The 18156-nt window shown below is 59.7% G+C and carries 12 protein-coding genes, 2 tRNA genes, 1 other RNA gene and 2 pseudogenes; 7 read left to right on the top strand and 10 right to left on the bottom strand.

The window, feature by feature from the left end; all coding sequences use genetic code 11:
* Positions 1-67: 67 nt before the first annotated feature.
* From AFK63_RS07370 to AFK63_RS20285, 3 genes are all read left to right on the top strand, one after another.
* Positions 68-152, top strand: a tRNA-Tyr gene (locus AFK63_RS07370).
* Positions 153-181: 29 nt separating this feature from the next.
* Positions 182-266 (top strand) — tRNA-Tyr (locus tag AFK63_RS07365).
* Between the two features lie 45 nt (positions 267-311).
* Positions 312-442: non-coding RNA, RtT sRNA (locus tag AFK63_RS20285), on the top strand.
* A gap of 110 nt (positions 443-552) precedes the next feature.
* Here the strand turns inward: AFK63_RS20285 and AFK63_RS07360 are convergent.
* On the bottom strand, positions 553-2001 hold the full coding sequence (locus tag AFK63_RS07360; RefSeq protein WP_038862559.1) for an MFS transporter: 1449 nt from the start codon (positions 1999-2001) through the stop codon (positions 553-555).
* Positions 2002-2104: 103 nt separating this feature from the next.
* Here AFK63_RS07360 and AFK63_RS07355 point away from each other — a divergent pair, with 103 nt between their 5' ends.
* Positions 2105-2902: a helix-turn-helix transcriptional regulator gene (locus tag AFK63_RS07355; protein ID WP_038862558.1), complete on the top strand. Its 798-nt coding sequence runs from the start codon at positions 2105-2107 to the stop codon at positions 2900-2902.
* 68 nt (positions 2903-2970) lie between these two features.
* Here the strand turns inward: AFK63_RS07355 and AFK63_RS07350 are convergent, their stop codons facing one another.
* Positions 2971-3741 carry an SDR family oxidoreductase gene (locus AFK63_RS07350; RefSeq protein ID WP_038862557.1) on the bottom strand — a complete coding sequence of 257 codons (771 nt, stop codon included), beginning with the start codon at positions 3739-3741 and terminating at the stop codon, positions 2971-2973.
* Between the two features lie 94 nt (positions 3742-3835).
* Between AFK63_RS07350 and AFK63_RS07345 the strand changes: the two genes are divergently transcribed.
* Complete coding sequence (locus AFK63_RS07345; RefSeq protein ID WP_038862555.1) at positions 3836-4780, top strand: AraC family transcriptional regulator; 945 nt, start codon at positions 3836-3838, stop codon at positions 4778-4780.
* A 28-nt stretch (positions 4781-4808) separates the two neighbouring features.
* Here the strand turns inward: AFK63_RS07345 and AFK63_RS07340 are convergent.
* The 7 genes and pseudogenes from AFK63_RS07340 to AFK63_RS07315 all read right to left on the bottom strand — a co-directional run.
* Positions 4809-4946: pseudogene (locus AFK63_RS07340) on the bottom strand (oxidoreductase); the annotation flags it as partial.
* Positions 4937-5154, bottom strand: a pseudogene (locus AFK63_RS21780) (2-dehydropantoate 2-reductase N-terminal domain-containing protein); the annotation flags it as partial. The pseudogenes AFK63_RS21780 and AFK63_RS07340, both read right to left, overlap by 10 nt.
* A gap of 262 nt (positions 5155-5416) precedes the next feature.
* Positions 5417-6094, bottom strand: a complete 678-nt coding sequence (gene narI, locus AFK63_RS07335) for a respiratory nitrate reductase subunit gamma (RefSeq protein WP_038862553.1) — start codon at positions 6092-6094, stop codon at positions 5417-5419.
* A complete protein-coding gene (narJ, locus tag AFK63_RS07330) occupies positions 6094-6804 on the bottom strand; it encodes a nitrate reductase molybdenum cofactor assembly chaperone (protein ID WP_038862551.1) in 711 nt (236 codons plus the stop codon). Before narJ ends, narI begins: the two co-directional genes overlap by 1 nt.
* The gene (gene narH / locus AFK63_RS07325; RefSeq protein ID WP_038862550.1) at positions 6801-8336 is read right to left on the bottom strand and encodes a nitrate reductase subunit beta; all 1536 of its coding nucleotides are present in this window, start codon (positions 8334-8336) and stop codon (positions 6801-6803) included. Before narH ends, narJ begins: the two co-directional genes overlap by 4 nt.
* On the bottom strand, positions 8333-12079 hold the full coding sequence (locus AFK63_RS07320; RefSeq protein ID WP_038862549.1) for a nitrate reductase subunit alpha: 3747 nt from the start codon (positions 12077-12079) through the stop codon (positions 8333-8335). Before AFK63_RS07320 ends, narH begins: the two co-directional genes overlap by 4 nt.
* A 427-nt stretch (positions 12080-12506) precedes the next feature.
* The gene (locus tag AFK63_RS07315; protein ID WP_075193051.1) at positions 12507-13898 is read right to left on the bottom strand and encodes a NarK family nitrate/nitrite MFS transporter; all 1392 of its coding nucleotides are present in this window, start codon (positions 13896-13898) and stop codon (positions 12507-12509) included.
* A gap of 312 nt (positions 13899-14210) precedes the next feature.
* On the opposite strand from AFK63_RS07315, the gene narX reads away from it, so the two are divergent.
* Complete coding sequence (gene narX, locus AFK63_RS07310; protein ID WP_038862547.1) at positions 14211-16019, top strand: nitrate/nitrite two-component system sensor histidine kinase NarX; 1809 nt, start codon at positions 14211-14213, stop codon at positions 16017-16019.
* Positions 16012-16662: a two-component system response regulator NarL gene (gene narL, locus AFK63_RS07305; RefSeq protein WP_007698510.1), complete on the top strand. Its 651-nt coding sequence runs from the start codon at positions 16012-16014 to the stop codon at positions 16660-16662. The genes narX and narL overlap by 8 nt, the downstream gene beginning before the upstream one ends.
* Here narL and AFK63_RS07300 read toward each other — a convergent pair.
* Positions 16659-18074, bottom strand: a complete 1416-nt coding sequence (locus tag AFK63_RS07300; protein WP_071603672.1) for a YchO/YchP family invasin — start codon at positions 18072-18074, stop codon at positions 16659-16661. The genes narL and AFK63_RS07300 overlap by 4 nt on opposite strands.
* Positions 18075-18156 lie beyond the last annotated feature (82 nt).

The raw sequence follows: 18156 nt of genomic DNA, 5'->3' as shown, positions 1-18156 counted from the left end.
CGCGACATTTGATATGATGCGCCCCGCTTCCCGCAGTGGAGGCGGCCAGTAAAAAGCATTACCCCGTGGTGGGGTTCCCGAGCGGCCAAAGGGAGCAGACTGTAAATCTGCCGTCATCGACTTCGAAGGTTCGAATCCTTCCCCCACCACCATCTTCACGACAATGTAGCGCAATACCCCTGGTGGGGTTCCCGAGCGGCCAAAGGGAGCAGACTGTAAATCTGCCGTCACAGACTTCGAAGGTTCGAATCCTTCCCCCACCACCATCCTCTTCAGATATCTCCCTTGCTCATACACTCTTCGATTCCCCAAACATAATTGCCCCGGGAAGGATGAGAACCTTCGACTAAGGTTCGCGTCGAGCGCAGCGAGACAACGTTGCCGCAGGCAACGGCCCGAAGGGTGAGGCGCAACGCGCCGAATAATCCTATCCCCACCACCATCACCTTTATATCGCACTCCCCTGATATTCCCTGATTTATTGCCTCATAATTCTCCGTGCCGGGGAAGGATGATGCTTTCCGGCATAAGACCATGCCGGAAAGGTCAGGCTTATCGGGGAACTGGCTCGCTGCGTTTCACCAGTTTTACCAACAGCAGGCAGATTAACACCGCCGCGCCGAGGTTATAGCCCATCCCGGCCACAAACGCGCTGGCATATTGCCCGGCTGGCGGCAGCGATGCCGCCTCTGAAAGCGCGCCATGAAACAGGATACCCACGACGGCGACACCGAGCGCCGCGCCGACCTGCTGCACGGTCGATATCACGCCCGACGCCATGCCTGATCCCGCCTCGTCAACAAACCCCAGCACCAGGTTTAGCAAGGGCGTCATGATATAACCCTGCCCGGCCCCGATCATGATGAGTGCCGGGATCAACCACGCAGGCTCCAGCTCCGCGCCGGCCAGCGCTACCTGCGCAATCAACGCCGCGATGAAAACCGCATAGATGAAGGCGCCCCATAGCAGGGTCACGTTGCCCCTTCTGGCGACCAGTCGCGGCGCTATCAGTGACGCCAGCACAAACCCTGCGCTACAAGGCCCAAACAGGCTCCCTGCGAGAAAAGGATCCAGCCCCAGCCCGGTCTGCACCAGTAAAGCAAAGCAGAGGAAAAATGAACTCGATGTCGAGTAGACGAGCAGAACCAGCAGCGCGCCCAGCGCAAACTGGCGCTTCACGATGAGCCGCATATCAACCAGCGGCCATTGACCGGCCCTCTGGCGGCGCACCTGGTGGCGGTAAAACCACGCGAGCAGGATCAGCGCGATACCCGGCGACCACAGGCTCCACGCAGGCCAGCCCTGCACGGGCCCCTCAATCAACGGCACCAGCAATAGCGAAAGGCCGCTGCTGACCAGCGCCACGCCGACCCAGTCCAGCTGAGGCCTTTGCGGCGCGCGGGATTCGGGAATCAACCGCGTGGTGAGAAGCGCAAGAATCCCCACCGGCACATTGATGAGAAAAAGGGTACGCCAGCTCAGACCGAACAGGTCGATATGCACCAGCCACCCGCCGAGCACCTGACCGGCAATCGCGGCCAGACCCAGCGTCATGCCCAGCAGCCCAAAGGCTTTTCGCCGATCGTTGCCCCCAAAATTAACCCGAATAGAGGCGTATACCTGCGGGAACAACAGCGCCGCCGCGAGCCCCTGCAACACCCTGGCACCGATGAGATAAGAAATGTCGGGCGCGAGACCGCAGCACGCCGATGCCAGCGTAAAGGCCGCCATTCCGATGATGAAGAGGCGACGGCGGCCAAAACGGTCTCCCAGCCGTCCGCCGGTAATTAACAGCACGCCAAAAGCGAGTTCATAGCCTGCAACGACAAGGCCAATCTGCGCGAAATTCGCGCCCAGCCCGGTCTGAATCGCGGGAATGGCGACATTGACAACAAACAGATCAAAGATAGTGACAAAACCTGCCAGCAGGAGCACGGCGAACCCCGCCCAGGGGGGAGCGTCACGTTCGGCGGGCAGGGTTAGACAAGGGGTTGAACGCATAGCGCATTTCCAGTGTAAGCAAAGTATGCGACGATTCTCCCCGCCTTTTTAAGCTGTTACAATTTAACACTTTATACTATTACTAAAAGCAATGAGATAAGCGATGCGGACACTCAACAGAACGCGCACCGATCTGGCGGCCTTCCTGCGGGCGCACCGGGAACGCCTGTCGCCAGCCGAGGCCGGTCTCCCCAGCGGTACCCGACGCCGCACGCCAGGGCTTCGGCGTGAAGAGGTGGCGGCGCTCGCGGGCGTTGGCTTAACCTGGTACACCTGGCTTGAACAGGGCCGGGATATTGGCGTGTCGTCCTCCTTTCTGGATAATCTGGCGCGCGTGCTGAAGCTCGATGCCGCGGAACGCCGACATCTGTTTATGCTCGCGCATGAGCGCCCGCCTACTGAGCCCGGTAAAACCTGGTGCGTGCTGCCGCCGCTGGTGCGTCGCCTGATGCATGACCTGCCGCATCCGGCTTTTGTGCTGAATCTGCGCTGGGATGTCCTGGGCTTTAATGCGCACGCCAACACGCTGTTTGATTTCGCGCGCCATGAACCCGCGCGGCGTAATCTGCTCTGGCTGCTGTTTACCGAGCCCGCGTTTCAGTCGCGTATCGTTGACTGGCACGAACAGGCGCCGCTGATGCTCTCAAGCTTTCGCCGTGATTTCACCCGCGCCAGCCAGAGCACCGATATTGCCGGGCTGGTCGATGAGCTGGAACAGGTCTCGCCTGAGTTCAACGCCTGGTGGCGACAGCATCAGGTGCATGCGCCCTGCACCGGCGTCCGCCGTTTGCTGACGGATGGCCAGCCGGTGCCTTTCGAATTTACGTCACTGACCGTGGATGAAGACCGGCACCTGAGGCTGGTCGTGTATGCGCGCCAGCAGGAGGCCATTGATCCTTAAGTGCGCTTCCCGCACGTCGAGCAAAAAAGAGAGAGGGCCGCTCTCTCTTCGTGCCTTCGCCCGCATAATCAGTAAGAAAACGGGGAATGTTGCTGCGCTTGTCTAAGAAACTGGCGGGCATCTTCACCCGCTGCGGTGTACAGCGGCGCATGTTGATCGGTCGCAACGGCGAAAATAGCCTCCGCCACATCGTCTGCGTGCGTCACGGGCGATCCGGCCTCACCTGCCCTGCGGATAAAGTCGTCCACCATTTCTCCGTACGCCACATCGTCTCGCCCGCCAAAATACGCCCGCGCATTTTCGCCGAACCTGGTTTCGGGCGATCGTCCCGGTAACACCACTTGCACACGAATACCAAACGGCCTGACCTCAAGGGCTAATGACTCACTCCAGGCATTCAGCGCCGCTTTACTGGCACGATAAAGCCCAATCAGCGGCATCGCTTTGGTGGTCACAGATGACGAAACATTAATGATAACCCCTGATTTTTTCTCTCTCATCAGCGGAAGAAACGCCTGCGTTAATAGCAGCGTCCCCAGAACATTGGTGTTCATTAATTGCTGCGCGGTGGCCAGGGGGGTCAGTTCCACGGGAACCGGTGCGCCAACGCCAGCATTATTCACCAGCAGGTCAATCGCGCCCGCCTGTTTCACCACATGAGCAATGCTCTCCTCAGATGTGATATCCAGCGGCAAGAGTGTCAGTCTGTCGCTTTCAGGAAAAAGCGTTGGATCAGGCGTTCTCATGGTGGCGATCACGTCCCAGCCCCTGGCTAAAAAATGTTGTGCTGTTACCAGCCCAAAACCTGAAGAACATCCGGTAATCAGTGCAGTTGACATGGTTAATCCTCTCTGTTGGCAAGAGTGACCATCATAGCCGCCGCCATCTGGACAATATATAATCAAAAATCCACCTAACTTGAGAGAGCGTCCAGTGTCAGATCCGTTAACCGATATTGTTGCGTTACTCAACCCCAGACCCACGCGTGCGAAACTCGTTGAGGGCGCGGGTCAATGGCGCGTTCTGCGCGAGTCTGCAGGAGAGGCGTTTTATTGCGCCGTGTTGCAGGGCGAATACCTGATGAGCATTAACGGTAAAGCGCCCAGGCGGCTGGTGGCCGGTGATTTCATTCTGATCCCTGCCACTTACACCTTTGAAAATACCAGTACGAACGCCTCTCCTCCCGCCGAGCTCTCAGTGCCGACCCTCCCTGGCGACGGGCATGTGAGAATTGGTTCAACAACGGGGCCAGCAGAACTTCTGATGAATGTAGGACATTGTGAATTCGACACGCCGGACAAAGCGCTTATCGTCGCGTTACTCCCGAACGAAATCCTGATTAAAGGACAACGCCGTTTCATTACGCTCTTTGAACTCCTGCTTGACGAAAGCCGGACCCGGCGGCCAGGGCGTAACGTGGTAATGACGCATCTTTTGCAACTGTTGCTGGTAGAGTCGTTGAGAAGCGATCCAGAACTCGCGAAAACGGCAGGTATTCTGCGCGGGTTACAACACGACAGGATCGCCACCGCGCTGCATCTCATCCATGAAAAACCCGGCGCGGACTGGCAAATGGCTCACCTCGCCCGCGAGTGCGCGATGTCCCGCTCCTCTTTTTTCGCCACATTCAGCGAGACCGTTGGCATGTCGCCCATGCAATACCTGCTCTTCTGGCGAATGTCGCTGGCCAGAAAAGCCCTGACGAGTAGCCAGGATAACATTGAGCAGATAGCCTTGCGAACCGGCTACCAGTCGGCGAGCGCGTTCAGCGTCGCCTTCACGAAACACGCCGGCGTGCCGCCGGGCGAATTTCGCCGCCAGAGCAGAACGGAGCGGCCCGGGCTGCCAGCCCTGCGCGAAGAGTCGCTGCTGGCATGAGGATGGCGCTACGGGTGACGGCGTAGATTTAACCCGGCCCTTCGCTTGCCGCCGCCAGCAGGGGAACGATCATATCGCTGATGGGCGTCGCGATCCCCGCCTGCGCCCCATAACGCTGTATCACGCCATTACGGCTATCCCACTCCAGCGGACGGTTACCGCCACGAAAACCAGATCGCACGGCGCGCTGATAGCGCCAGGATCGCACTGCGCCGGCACCACGATTTCGCCGTCATCGTGACGCACAATTAACCGCGCGCGGTGCGCCCGCAAAGTACAGGCGTGCGCCCCGCTTCATGGAGCGCGGCGGCAACCGTAGCGCCGATAGCGTCTGGACCAACCAGGCTATCGCAGGACGAGAGGACACAATGCACTTTCCAGAGTGAGTCTTGTCGTCAACCACGCCAGCGCCTGTGGCCAAGCCCTCTTCGCCGGTCACGTTCAATACTTTATTTTTAGCCTGAACCCTTTTAGCGCGTTGTGGCGCATGCGCCAGCGGTTTATCTGCCTCAGTGGAGCGGTCATTAGCGGGTGCGCGAAAATCATTGCAGAAGAGTGAAATGCGGAGAATGCAGCGGGATAGCCCCGGCCCGCCAGGAGACGACGAACCGGGGCTTTTTTACCAGAACGACACGTTTAGCGACGCGCGCGTACTACCTGATATTTGCGGGTCAGATACTCCACCGGCGCGCTCCAGACGTGCACCAGACGGGTAAACGGGAACACCAGGAACAGCGTCATGCCGAGCACCAGATGCACGCGGTAGATAAACGCCACGCCGTCCAGATGCTCCGCCGCGCCGCTGCGGAACGTCACCACGCTCTGCGCCCAGCCCACCAGCTTCATCATCTCGCTGCCGTCCATATGCTGCGCGGAGAACGCAATTGTGATAAGCCCCAGCGTACACTGCACCATCAGCAGCGCGAGGATCAGGATATCCGCGCCGGTTGACGTCGCGCGCACGCGCGGGTTGAACAGACGACGCTTCAGCAGCAGCAGGCCGCCAATCAGCGTCATCGCGCCGAAAATCCCACCTGCAATCATCGCCAGTTGCTGTTTCACGGCAATCGGCAGAAACGATTCATACATCCAGTGCGGGGTCAGCATCCCGAACAGGTGGCCGAAGAAAATCCCCAGAATGCCGAAATGAAACAGGTTTGACGCCAGGTTCATCCCTTTGCGATCCAGCATCTGACTGGAGGCGGCGCGCCAGGTGTACTGTCCGTAGTCATAACGCAGCCAGCTGCCCACCAGGAATACCGTACCGGCAATGTACGGGTAGATACTAAAGAAGAACATATTCAGGAAGTGCATTATTGCTGTCCTCCGGCAGTGATATTCAGATATTGCGGAGCGACCGCTCCGGCGAAGCGGCGCTGGTGCGCGGCGATGTCAGACTCGCCGCAGCTCTGGTCGGCGAAGAATTTCACCTGCTCTTCTTCCCAGACGGCGTCCAGCGCCTGCGGCGTGTCGTCGCGCGCCTCGTCAGCGATTTTTTCGCTCACCTTGCGGGTATCGACCTGCGCCTCAGAAAGGGCTATCAGCAGGTCAAACAGCACGGCATAGCGGCTTTCGCGCTGTTTCAGACGCGCGCCGAGCAGCGCCAGGATAGGCGCGATATCCTGCAGGCCGTTAACGGCCTCCTGCGCGGGCAACTGCGCCAGATATTCCAGATACAGCGGCAGGTGATCCGGCAGCTCGCGGCTGTCCAGTACCAGGCCGGCGCGTTCGTACTGCGCCAGCAGATCGACCATCGCCTGGCCGCGATCGCGCGATTCGCCATGCACATGTTCGAACAGCAGCAGCGAGGTGGCGCGGCCACGGTCGAACAGTTCGCTGTACGCCGCCTGGGCGTCCAGCACCTCCTCCTGCAGCAGGTCGCGAATAAACACGCCCAGATGATGGGCGTTTTGCAGCGACAGCTGTTGGGTGTCCGCCAGCGCGTCAAACAGCTCCTGCTGATGCTGCCAGAGGGCAGCATCCGGGTACTCCAGCAGGCGGGAAATAATCAGCAGTTCAGTCATTGGCGCGGCTCCGTTTTCACCGTCACATCAATAGCGTCGATGCGGCGGCTGTTGAACAGATTGAATTTAGTGTCCGAGCCGTGGCAACCGTCGCCGAAGCTAAAGCCGCAACCGTTGCGTTCCGGGAACGCGTCACGCGCCAGTTCGCGATGGCTTGACGGCACCACGAAGCGATCTTCGTAGTTCGCGATAGCCAGGTAGCGGTACATCTCCTGTGCCTGCGCTTCAGTCAGCCCCACTTCTTCCAGCGCGCGAATATCATTCACGCCGTCAACGGTTTCCGCGCGTTTGTAGTGGCGCATCGCCAGCATGCGTTTCAGGGCCAGCAGCACCGGCGCGGTATCGCCTGCGGTCAGCAGGTTCGCCAGGTACTGCACCGGAATACGCAGGCTTTCGACATCCGGCAGAATGCCGTTATGGCCCAGTTCGCCCGCGTCGGCGGCAGACTGGATCGGCGACAGCGGCGGCACGTACCAGACCATCGGCAGCGTGCGGTATTCCGGGTGCAGCGGCAGCGCCAGCTTCCAGTCCATCGCCAGTTTCCAGACCGGCGATTGCTGCGCGGCGTCAATCACGCTCTGCGGCACGCCATCTTTCAGCGCCTGTTCAATCACCGCCGGATCGTTCGGGTCGAGGAACACGTCCAGCTGACGCTGATAGAGATCGGTTTCGTGTTCGGTGCTCGCCGCCTGCTCAATAGCGTCCGCGTCATACAGCAGCACGCCGAGATAGCGGATACGGCCCACGCAGGTTTCGGAGCAGACGGTCGGCATCCCCGCTTCGATACGCGGGTAGCAGAAAATGCACTTCTCCGATTTGCCGCTTTTCCAGTTGAAGTAGATTTTTTTGTACGGGCAGCCCGTGACGCACATGCGCCAGCCGCGGCATTTATCCTGGTCAATCAGCACGATGCCATCTTCTTCACGCTTGTAAATGGCGCCGCTCGGGCAGGTCGCCACGCACGCCGGGTTCAGGCAGTGTTCACACAGGCGCGGCAGATACATCATGAAGGTGTTTTCAAACTGGCCGTACATCGCCTTCTGCATGTTCTCGAAGTTCTTATCCTGCGAACGTTTGTCGAACTCTCCGCCCAGGATCTCTTCCCAGTTCGGGCCGGTTTCGATTTTGTTCATCCGCTGGCCGGTGATTTTCGAGCGCGGGCGGGCTATCGGCTGATGTTTGCCCTCCGGCGCGTTATGCAGATGCTGATAGTCGTAGTCGAACGGTTCGTAGTAGTCGTCGATGCCCGGCAGATGCGGGTTGGCAAAGATTTTGCCCAGCAGCATGCCACGGCCGCCCATGCGCGGTTGCAGCTTGCCGTTGATTTTGCGCACCCAGCCGCCCTTCCACTTCTCCTGGTTCTCCCAGTCATTCGGGAAGCCGACGCCCGGCTTGCTTTCCACGTTGTTAAACCACGCGTACTCCATGCCTTCGCGGCTGGTCCAGACATTTTTACAGGTCACCGAACAGGTGTGGCAGCCGATGCACTTATCAAGGTTCAGCACCATGCCGACTTGTGAACGAATTTTCATTTTACGCTCTCCTGTTTCTGGTCGTTGCCTTCGCCGTCCAACCAGTCAATGTTCTTCATCTTACGTACCACCACGAACTCGTCGCGGTTAGAGCCTACGGTGCCGTAGTAGTTGAAACCGTAAGCGAGCTGCGCGTAGCCGCCTATCATGTGAGTCGGTTTCGGGCAGACGCGGGTGACCGAGTTATGGATACCGCCGCGCTGGCCGGTGATTTCCGAGCCCGGAATATTCACGATGCGCTCCTGAGCGTGATACATCATCGTCATGCCTTCCGGTACGCGCTGGCTGACTACTGCACGGGCAGTCAGCGCGCCGTTGCTGTTAAACGCTTCAATCCAGTCGTTGTCTTTAATGCCCAGCGCTTTCGCGTCCACTTCGCTCATCCAGACAATCGGGCCGCCGCGCGACAGCGTCAGCATCAGCAGGTTGTCGCTGTAGGTGGAATGAATGCCCCATTTCTGGTGCGGGGTAATAAAGTTCAGCGCGCGTTCCGGGTTGCCGTTCGATTTCTGCCCCATCACCGCTTTAACGGAACGGGTATCAATCGGCGGACGGTACACCAGCAGGCTTTCGCCGAAGTCGCGCATCCACGGGTGATCCTGGTACAGTTGCTGACGGCCCGAGAGCGTGCGCCATGGGATCAGCTCATGCACGTTGGTGTAACCGGCGTTGTAAGAGACATGTTCATCTTCAAGACCAGACCAGGTCGGGCTGGAGATGATTTTGCGCGGCTGCGCCTGGATATCGCGAAAGCGAATCTTCTCTTCTTCTTTATTGGTCGCCAGATGCGTATGGTCGCGGCCGGTAAATTCGCTGAGCGCCGCCCAGGCTTTCACCGCCACCTGGCCGTTGGTTTCTGGCGCGAGCGTCAGGATCATCTCGGCGGCGTCAATGGCGGTGTTCAGCATCGGCTGGCCTTTGGCGGGGCCGTCCTGCTTGGTGTAATTGAGCTTACGCAGCAGATCCATCTCGCTCTGGGTGTTCCAGGCGATACCTTTACCGCCGTTGCCGATTTTATCGAGCAGCGGGCCGATGGAGGTGAAGCGCTCGTACGTCGCCGGGTAATCACGTTCCACCGCAATAATGTGCGGGGCGGTTTTGCCCGGGATCAGGTCGCATTCGCCTTTTTTCCAGTCTTTTACATCCAGCGGCTGCGCCAGTTCGGCGGCGGAGTCATGCTGAATCGGCAATGTCACCACATCGGTTTCCACGCCCAGGTGGCCTACGCACAGCTCGGAGAATTTCTTCGCGATGCCTTTGTAGATTTCCCAGTCGCTTTTGGAATCCCAGGCCGGGTCGACGGCAGCGGAAAGCGGATGAATAAACGGATGCATATCCGAGGTATTCATGTCGTCTTTCTCATACCAGGTGGCGGTCGGCAGCACGATGTCAGAATAGAGACAGGTGCTGGACAGACGGAAGTCCAGGGTCACCACCAGATCCAGCTTGCCATCGAGGCCATTGTCCTGCCATTCGATCTCTTCGGGCTTCACGCCGCCCTGCTGGCCCAGATCTTTGCCCTGAATGCCATTCTCGGTGCCAAGCAGGTATTTGAGCATGTATTCATGCCCCTTACCGGAGGAGCCCAGCAGGTTGGAGCGCCAGACGAACAGGTTACGCGGATGGTTTTTGCCGTTTTCCGGCTCTTCAGCGGCGAAGCGGATGTCGCCCGATTTCAGCGCGCCTACGGTGTACTCCACCGGGTTCATCCCTGCGGCGTCCGCAGCGGCTTTGATACGCAGCGGGTTGGTGCCAAGCTGCGGTGCGGACGGCAGCCAGCCCATGCGTTCGGCGCGCACGTTAAAGTCGATCAGATGACCGCTGTAGCGCGATTTATCCGCCAGCGGCGACAGGAGATCGTCCGCCGTCAGGGATTCATAGCGCCACTGCCCGGAGTGGTTGTAGAAGAACGAGGTGCTGTTCATATGGCGCGGCGGACGGTTCCAGTCCAGCGCAAACGCCAGCGGCGTCCAGCCGGTCTGCGGACGCAGTTTCTCCTGGCCCACATAGTGCGCCCAGCCGCCGCCGCTCTGGCCGACGCAGCCGCAGAACACCAGCATATTGATAAGCCCACGGTAGTTCATATCCATGTGATACCAGTGGTTCAGACCAGCGCCGACGATGATCATCGAACGGCCATGCGTCTTATCGGCGTTATCAGCAAACTCGCGGGCGGTGCGGATTATCTGCGCGCGCGGCACGCCGGTCACCTGTTCGGCCCAGGCTGGCGTATAGGCTTTAATGTCGTCGTAGCTGGCGGCGCAGTTAGCGTCGCCAAGGCCGCGATCCAGGCCGTAGTTGGCAAGCGTCAGATCATAAACGGTGGTCACAAGCGCGGTGCTGCCGTCGGCCAGGGTCAGACGTTTAGCCGGCAGTTTATGCAGCAGCACATTGTCCAGCTTCACGCTGTTAAAGTGCTCGCTGCTTTCGCCGCCGAAATACGGGAAGCCGACCTCGGCGATTTCATCCTGGTGGCCGAGCAGCGAGAGACGCAGTTCGGTCTCTTCACCGCTGGCGCCGTCGCGCTGCTCCAGATTCCATTTGCCTTTTTCGCCCCAGCGGAAACCGATGGAGCCATTCGGCGCCACCATGTCGCCATCGCGATTATCGAACGCGACGGTTTTCCATTCCGGGTTATTTTCCTGGCCCAGATTATCGACCAGATCCGAGGCGCGCAGCATACGGCCTGCGGCATAGAAGCCGTCGCGCTCTTCGAGCATCACCAGCATCGGCATGTCGGTGTAGCGGCGCACGTAGTCGGTGAAATACTGGCTCGGTTTGTCGAGGTGGAATTCGCGCAGCATCACGTGGCCCATCGCCAGCGCCATCGCGCTGTCGGTGCCCTGTTTCGGCGCCAGCCACAGGTCGCACAACTTGGCGATTTCGGCGTAGTCCGGAGTGACGGCGACCGTTTTGGTGCCTTTGTAGCGCACTTCGGTAAAGAAGTGGGCGTCCGGCGTACGGGTCTGCGGCACGTTGGAGCCCCAGGCGATAATGTAGCTGGAGTTGTACCAGTCGGCGGATTCCGGCACGTCGGTCTGCTCACCCCAGGTCATCGGCGACGCAGGCGGCAGGTCGCAATACCAGTCGTAGAAGCTCAGGCAGGTGCCGCCAATCAGCGACAGATAGCGGGCGCCGGAGGCATAAGAAACCATCGACATCGCCGGGATCGGCGAGAAGCCCGCGATGCGGTCCGGGCCGAAGGTTTTGGCGGTCCAGACGTTGGCGGCGGCAATCAGTTCATTGACTTCCTGCCAGGAGGAGCGAACAAAACCGCCGCGTCCGCGCGCCTGCTTGTAGCTTTTTGCTTTTTCGCTGTCTTCCATGATGGAAGCCCAGGCATTTACCGGATCGCTGTGACGCGCTTTCGCCTCGCGCCAGAGTTTGATCAGGCGTTTGCGCATCAGCGGATATTTCAGACGGTTCGCGCTGTAGAGATACCAGGAGTAGCTGGCCCCACGCGGACAGCCGCGCGGCTCGTGGTTAGGCATATCGGGGCGGGTGCGCGGGTAGTCGGTCTGCTGGGTTTCCCAGGTCACAAGACCGTTTTTCACGTAAATCTTCCAGCTGCAGGAACCGGTGCAGTTAACGCCGTGGGTGGAGCGGACAATTTTGTCATGCTGCCAGCGTTGACGGTAACCCTCTTCCCAGTCCCGGTTCGTTTCCAGAAGTTGTCCATGCCCATCGGCAAAGGTTTCGCCTTTCTGTTTGAAATAGCGGAACCTGTCCAGGAATTTACTCATCGGGGGTGTTCTCCTGTGTGGAGCCTGTTGGCTCTCTGGTCAAATCGACATTGGCTCAATTTGCGGGCAAGGTAACGCGCGTCATAAGTGTCAGAATTGACAACGATCAACGCGGCCTGGCTTAGAAAAAAGATGCCAAATCGTCATTACCCCCAAAGGGTGATCTGCTATTTTTCAACAACCACCTGTTTTTAATATGAAAATTAAAAAATCGTCGTGTTTTTGACCGCTTTTTGTTACCCGCCGGGTATTAAGGGGTAGTCTGAAAGCGGGTGTGAACGCCGTCGCGTTTAACCGCCTGTTTTTACACTTTCCTCGCTCAACGCCAGCTGAAACCGCGCCACCGCCCCTTTAGTATGTTGTAACTAAATAACAGACAAAAAAAGCGCGGCCAGGCCGCGCAAAGGATAACCAAAAAGTTAACCGGTTAGCGTGCTGATTTACGGCCATAAACGGCCCAGGTCAGCACCACGCAAACAATGTAAAACACAAAAAAGACTTTCATCGCGCCCGCAGGCGACCCGGTCAGCGCCAGCGACGTGCCAAACGCTTTCGGAATAAAAAACCCGCCGATAGCGCCGATGGCGGAGATAAACCCAAGCGCCGCCGCCGTGTCAGTCGCTGCTTCGCGCATCGCCTGCTCGTCGCTGCCGCCTTGCGCTTTCACGCGATCCATCGTGAGCTTGCGGAAAATCACCGAAATCATCTGGAAGGTGGAGCCGCTTCCCAGCCCGGCCGTCAGGAACAGCGCCAGGAACACGCCGAAGAACGCCGCGAAATTTCCGCCCGTGCCGCCGGACGGCAGCGTGACGAACAGCAGCCCGCTGAACACCGCCATCAGAATAAAGTTCACCAGCGTTACGCGCGTCCCGCCCAGACGGTCAGAAATCGCCCCGCCCGCAGAGCGCGCCAGCGCGCCGAGCAGCGGCCCGAAAAACGCGAAATGCATTACATCCACCTGCGGAAACTGGGTTTTCGAAAGCATCGCAAAACCAGCCGAGAAACCGATAAACGAGCCGAACGTCGCCAGATAGAGCAGGCTCATCACCCACAGGTGGCCGCGTTTAAGCACCGGCAACTGATCGCGCAGCGACGCTTTCGACGCCGCCAGATCATTCATGCCAAACCACGCCGCCAGCGTAAACACGGCCAGGAACGGCACCCATACCCACGCGGCGTTTTCCAGATAGAGGCGCGTGCCGTCATCCTGGGTGACGCCTTCGCTGCCAAAGACCGCGAAGATGGAGAGCGAAATCGCCAGCGGCGCGACCAGCTGCATGACGCTGACGCCGAGATTGCCAAGCCCGCCATTTATGCCAAGCGCCCCGCCCTGTTTCTGTTTCGGAAAGAAAAAGCTGATATTCGCCATGCTGGAAGCGAAGTTCGCCCCGGCAAAGCCGCACAGCAGCGAAATGATAATAAACGTGCTGAACGGCGTGGAGGTATCCTGCACCGCAAAGCCCAGCCATACGCACGGGACAATCAGAATGCCGGTGCTGAACGCCGTCCAGCGACGGCCGCCGAATACCGGCACCATAAAGGAGTACGGCACGCGCAGCAGCGCGCCGGATACCGATGGCAGCGCGGTCAGCATAAACAGCTGATCGGTGGTAAAGGTAAAGCCCACTTTATTCAGATTTACCGCCACGGTGCTAAACAGCATCCAGACGCAAAAAGCGAGCAGTAAACAAGGCACGGAGATCCACAGGTTGCGACGCGCGGTGCGCTGGCCCACATGCTGCCAGAACTGGTTGTCCTCGGGCCGCCAGTCGGTAATCAACCCGCTTGTGGAACGTGCCGCAGCGGAAGAGTCACTCATAAACACCTCAAACATTAAGGGAATACTGCCGCCACGATAGAGCCTGCCCGCGCGCTTAAGTTGATGTAAATCAATGGATATTCGCTCTGTTATGCGCGCAAAAAATCGCCTTACCCCTCAGGGGGTAGGCTTAAACGCTAAAAAAAGTGTGGTTTTTCAGGCGCAGCGGCGTCTCCCGGGCAGGGGATTTACAATGGATGACGTGAATGGCAATAAAGGAGTAATCCCCTGTGGGTATGGGTATACTCCGAGGGATAACTGAGAATAGGTTCCCACGCTTGTTCCGACGCCCTGAAAGGAGTGTGCATCGCCATGCTGAAACGACTCTTCTCCCCGCTCACCCTCGCCAATCAACTGGCGATCATCGTGCTGTTGCTCGCCGGTCTCGGCATGGGCGGTATGGCGCTTGCAGGGTGGCTGGCGCAGGGCGTTCAGGGCAGCGCGCACGCCATTAACAAAGCGGGATCGCTGCGTATGCAGAGCTACCGCCTGCTCGCGGCGGTGCCGGTTGGCAATACGCAGACCGCGATGTTTAACGAGATGGAACGCACCGCCTGGAGCGACGAGCTTGAACAGGCGGCGGTCCGCGACGGCCAGCAGGCGGCGCTGCAATCGATTCAGCGCTACTGGCGTCAGCATCTTTCACCCTCGCTGCGCGACGCCCGCTCGCCACAGGAGGTCAGCGCGCAGGTGGCGCAGTTTGTGGGGCAGATAGACGCGCTGGTCAGCGCGTTCGACAGCTCCACCGAGCGGCGCATCGCCCAGGTCGTCATGCTGCAACGCGGCATGGCGCTGCTGATGGGCCTGCTGCTGCTCTTCACGCTGCTATGGCTGCGCCGTCGTCTGCTGCGCCCGTGGCGTCAGCTGCTCGCCATCGCGCATGCCGTCGCCCATCGCGATTTCAGCCAGCGCGCCAGCGTCTCCGGGCGTGATGAGATGGCGACACTGGGCCATGCGCTCAACAGCATGTCCGCCGAGCTTGCCGAAAGCTACGCCAGCCTTGAGCACCGGGTACAGGAGAAAACCGCCGGGCTTGAGCAAAAAAACCAGATCCTGTCGTTTTTGTGGGAGGCGAACCGCCGCCTGCACTCGGATGTGCCGCTGTGCGAGCGCCTGGCGCCGGTGCTGACGCGGCTGCAGAACCTCACGCTGTTGCGTGATATCGCGCTGCGCGTCTACGAAGTGGATGACGAAGAACATTACCAGGAGTTTGTCTGGCAGCCGGACGAGCGCTGCGACGAAATCGGCTGTCACCTCTGCCCGCGTCATCTTCCCGCAGAGAGCGAAACCGGTACCACGATGAAATGGCGTCTTGGCGATACCCACACCCAGTACGGCCTGCTGCTGGCGACGCTCCCCGCCGGCTGCCACTTAAGTCGCGACCAGCAACAGCTCATCGACACGCTGATGGAGCAGCTCACCGCAACGCTTGCGCTGGAGCGGCAGCAGGAGCGCAAACAGCAGTTGCTGGTGATGGAAGAGCGCGCCGCCATCGCCCGCGAGCTGCACGACTCCATCGCCCAGTCGCTCTCCTGTATGAAAATGCAGGTGAGCTGCCTGCAGATGCAGGGCGAGGCGCTGCCGGAGGAGAGCCGCGCGCTACTCGGTCAAATCCGCAACGAACTCAACGCCTCCTGGCGCCAGCTGCGCGAGCTGTTAACCACCTTCCGGCTCCAGCTTAACGAGCCGGGGCTGAAAGCCGCGCTGGTGGCGAGCTGTCAGGAATTCAGCGCCCGCCTCGGCTTTACGGTGACGCTCAATTATCAGCTTCCACCGCGGCTGGTGCCGTCGCATCAGGCCATCCATCTGGTGCAGATAGCCCGCGAGGCGTTAAACAACGCCTTAAAACACGCGCAGGCCAGCGCGATTGATGTCAGCGTGACGCTGCATCAGGGCCAGGTGCGGCTTTGCGTCGCCGATAACGGCTGCGGCCTGCCGGAAAACGCCGGGCGCACCAATCACTACGGCCTCATTATTATGCGCGACCGCGCCCAGAGTTTGCGCGGCGACTGTCAGGTACGGCGACGGACAGAAGGCGGCACCGAAGTGGTGGTGACCTTTATTCCCGATGCGCCGTTTTCTTCCGTACCCGCTCTTGTAGAAGGAGAAGTTCATGAATAACCCGGAACCGGCAACCATTCTGCTGATAGACGATCATCCGATGCTGCGCAGCGGCGTAAAACAGTTGGTCAGCATGGCGCCCGCCATTACGGTGGTCGGCGAGGCCGGAAACGGCGAGCAAGGCATTGAAATGGCCGAAGCGCTTGACCCGGATCTGATCCTGCTTGATCTCAACATGCCTGGCATGAACGGCCTGGAAACGCTCGACAAACTGCGCGAAAAGGCGCTCTCGGGCCGCGTGGTGGTATTTAGCGTCTCTAACCATGAAGAAGACGTGGTGACGGCGCTCAAGCGCGGCGCCGACGGCTATCTGCTGAAAGATATGGAGCCGGAAGATCTGCTCAAAGCGCTGCAACAGGCGGCAGCGGGCGAAATGGTGTTAAGCGAAGCGCTGACGCCGGTGCTGGCCGCAAGCCTGCGCGCCAGCCGCGCGACCTCGGGCCGCGATGTCTCCCAGCTCACGCCGCGCGAGCGCGATATCCTCAAGCTTATCGCCCAGGGCCTGCCGAACAAAATGATCGCCCGCAAGCTCGATATCACGGAAAGCACCGTTAAAGTGCACGTCAAACATCTGCTGAAAAAGATGAAGCTCAAATCGCGCGTCGAAGCGGCGGTCTGGGTGCATCAGGAACGCATTTTTTAAGGCGTCGGCGCCAGCAGGTCATAGCGCGAATCGTCCTGCGGCAACGTCTGCACCGGCGGGGTCAGCTTCAGGGTTATCCAGTTTGACGTCACGCGCTGGCCCTGTTCATCCTCGACGGTAACCGACAGCCGCCAGCTATTGGTGGCCCCCGGCGTGTTATCCCACGCGGGCATGATCACCGTCCAGCCGTCGGCGCTGGTGCTCTCCAGCGGCGGCGTCAGGCTCAGCGTCTGAGTATCGCCCTGCCAGGAGAGCTGGCGGACACCGTGACGGCTGCGCACCTGCAGCTTCAGCGCCACCGTTTCGCCCGCGCTCAAATCCCAGGGCGGCGTCGCCAGGAACACGGACAGCGTTTTACGCTGGCGAAACTCCATCACCGGCACACTGGTGCGCTCCACGCGATCGTAACGGCTGCCGCGCAGCGAGCGCGACGCCGCCACTTCTCCGGGCGACAGCTGTTTATTCAGCGGCACGCCGAAACGGTAATTCAGCTTCAGCCCCAAATCGTTCTGGCTCACGCCGCTCTCCCCCTGGCGGTGATGCGCGCTGACGGTGACTAACGGCACCGGGGTATAGCTCAGCCCCACTTTTACCGCGACCGGGTTATGGTAGCCGGTGCCGCTGTCGAACAGTTCTACCTGGTCGCCGAAATATTGCTCAAAGCTCACGCTGGTGTTGATGTGCTGATAAAACGGCAGATACGCCTGGGCGGTGACGTCATACCCGCGCGCCATCCGCTGCTCCAGCAGCCCGTTACGTGGCTGCCAGCCGCCGAGCGGCTGATAGTAGTTGGCGGAAAGGCGCAGATAGTCGCCCCACGCCTCTGCGCCAAAACCGGCGCGGGAGGAATCGTCGTCAAAGAGGCGATCGTAAAAGGTGTTATAGCCCAGCAGCCAGTGTCCGGCGGCCCAACGCTGGCCGATACCCGCGTTGCCTACCAGCCCCTCGTTCTGCTGGCTGACGCCAACCTGGCTCCACGTCAGGTAGCGGTTGTTATCCTGCCAGGGCGTGAACAGCGAGCCGCTGCTGCCATTAAAATTCCCCTCTTCGTCCACCAGCAGATCCACCGTCGCGCTGCCGTAAGGCGAAAGCAGGCTTTCGGCCTCGCTGGTGATAGTATCGCTGACGGCGTCGCGCAGGCGGGTAAACGCAAAATGGCGCGCCTGCTGGCCTGGCGAGAGCGTGCTGTCAGTCTGGCTCGCCTCGCCGAAGGCTTTCGCCATACGCGCGAGATGCTTTTCCGCCGCGTTATTCTCGGGCGCGATGCCGAGATCGGGCAGATTATCGCCATTTTCATCGAAGGGATTTTGCGCCTGACGCACGTAGTCGTCGCTCTGGCTGGCCGGGTATCCACGGACCGGCAGCAGGGCGGCGGTAAAAAATGAAGGAAGAACGACTAATAACCACCGCATCACGTATGAAGTTTTCTCTCCTGGACCGGTTTTGCCGGAAATTGTACACATCTGTACAGTATACCATACCTAGTTCCCCGCT

This window comes from Cronobacter muytjensii ATCC 51329, from assembly GCF_001277195.1.
GTDB lineage: Bacteria > Pseudomonadota > Gammaproteobacteria > Enterobacterales > Enterobacteriaceae > Cronobacter > Cronobacter muytjensii.
The sequence above is the reverse complement of the archived record's forward strand: the minus strand, read 5'-3'. Positions and strand labels throughout refer to the sequence as shown.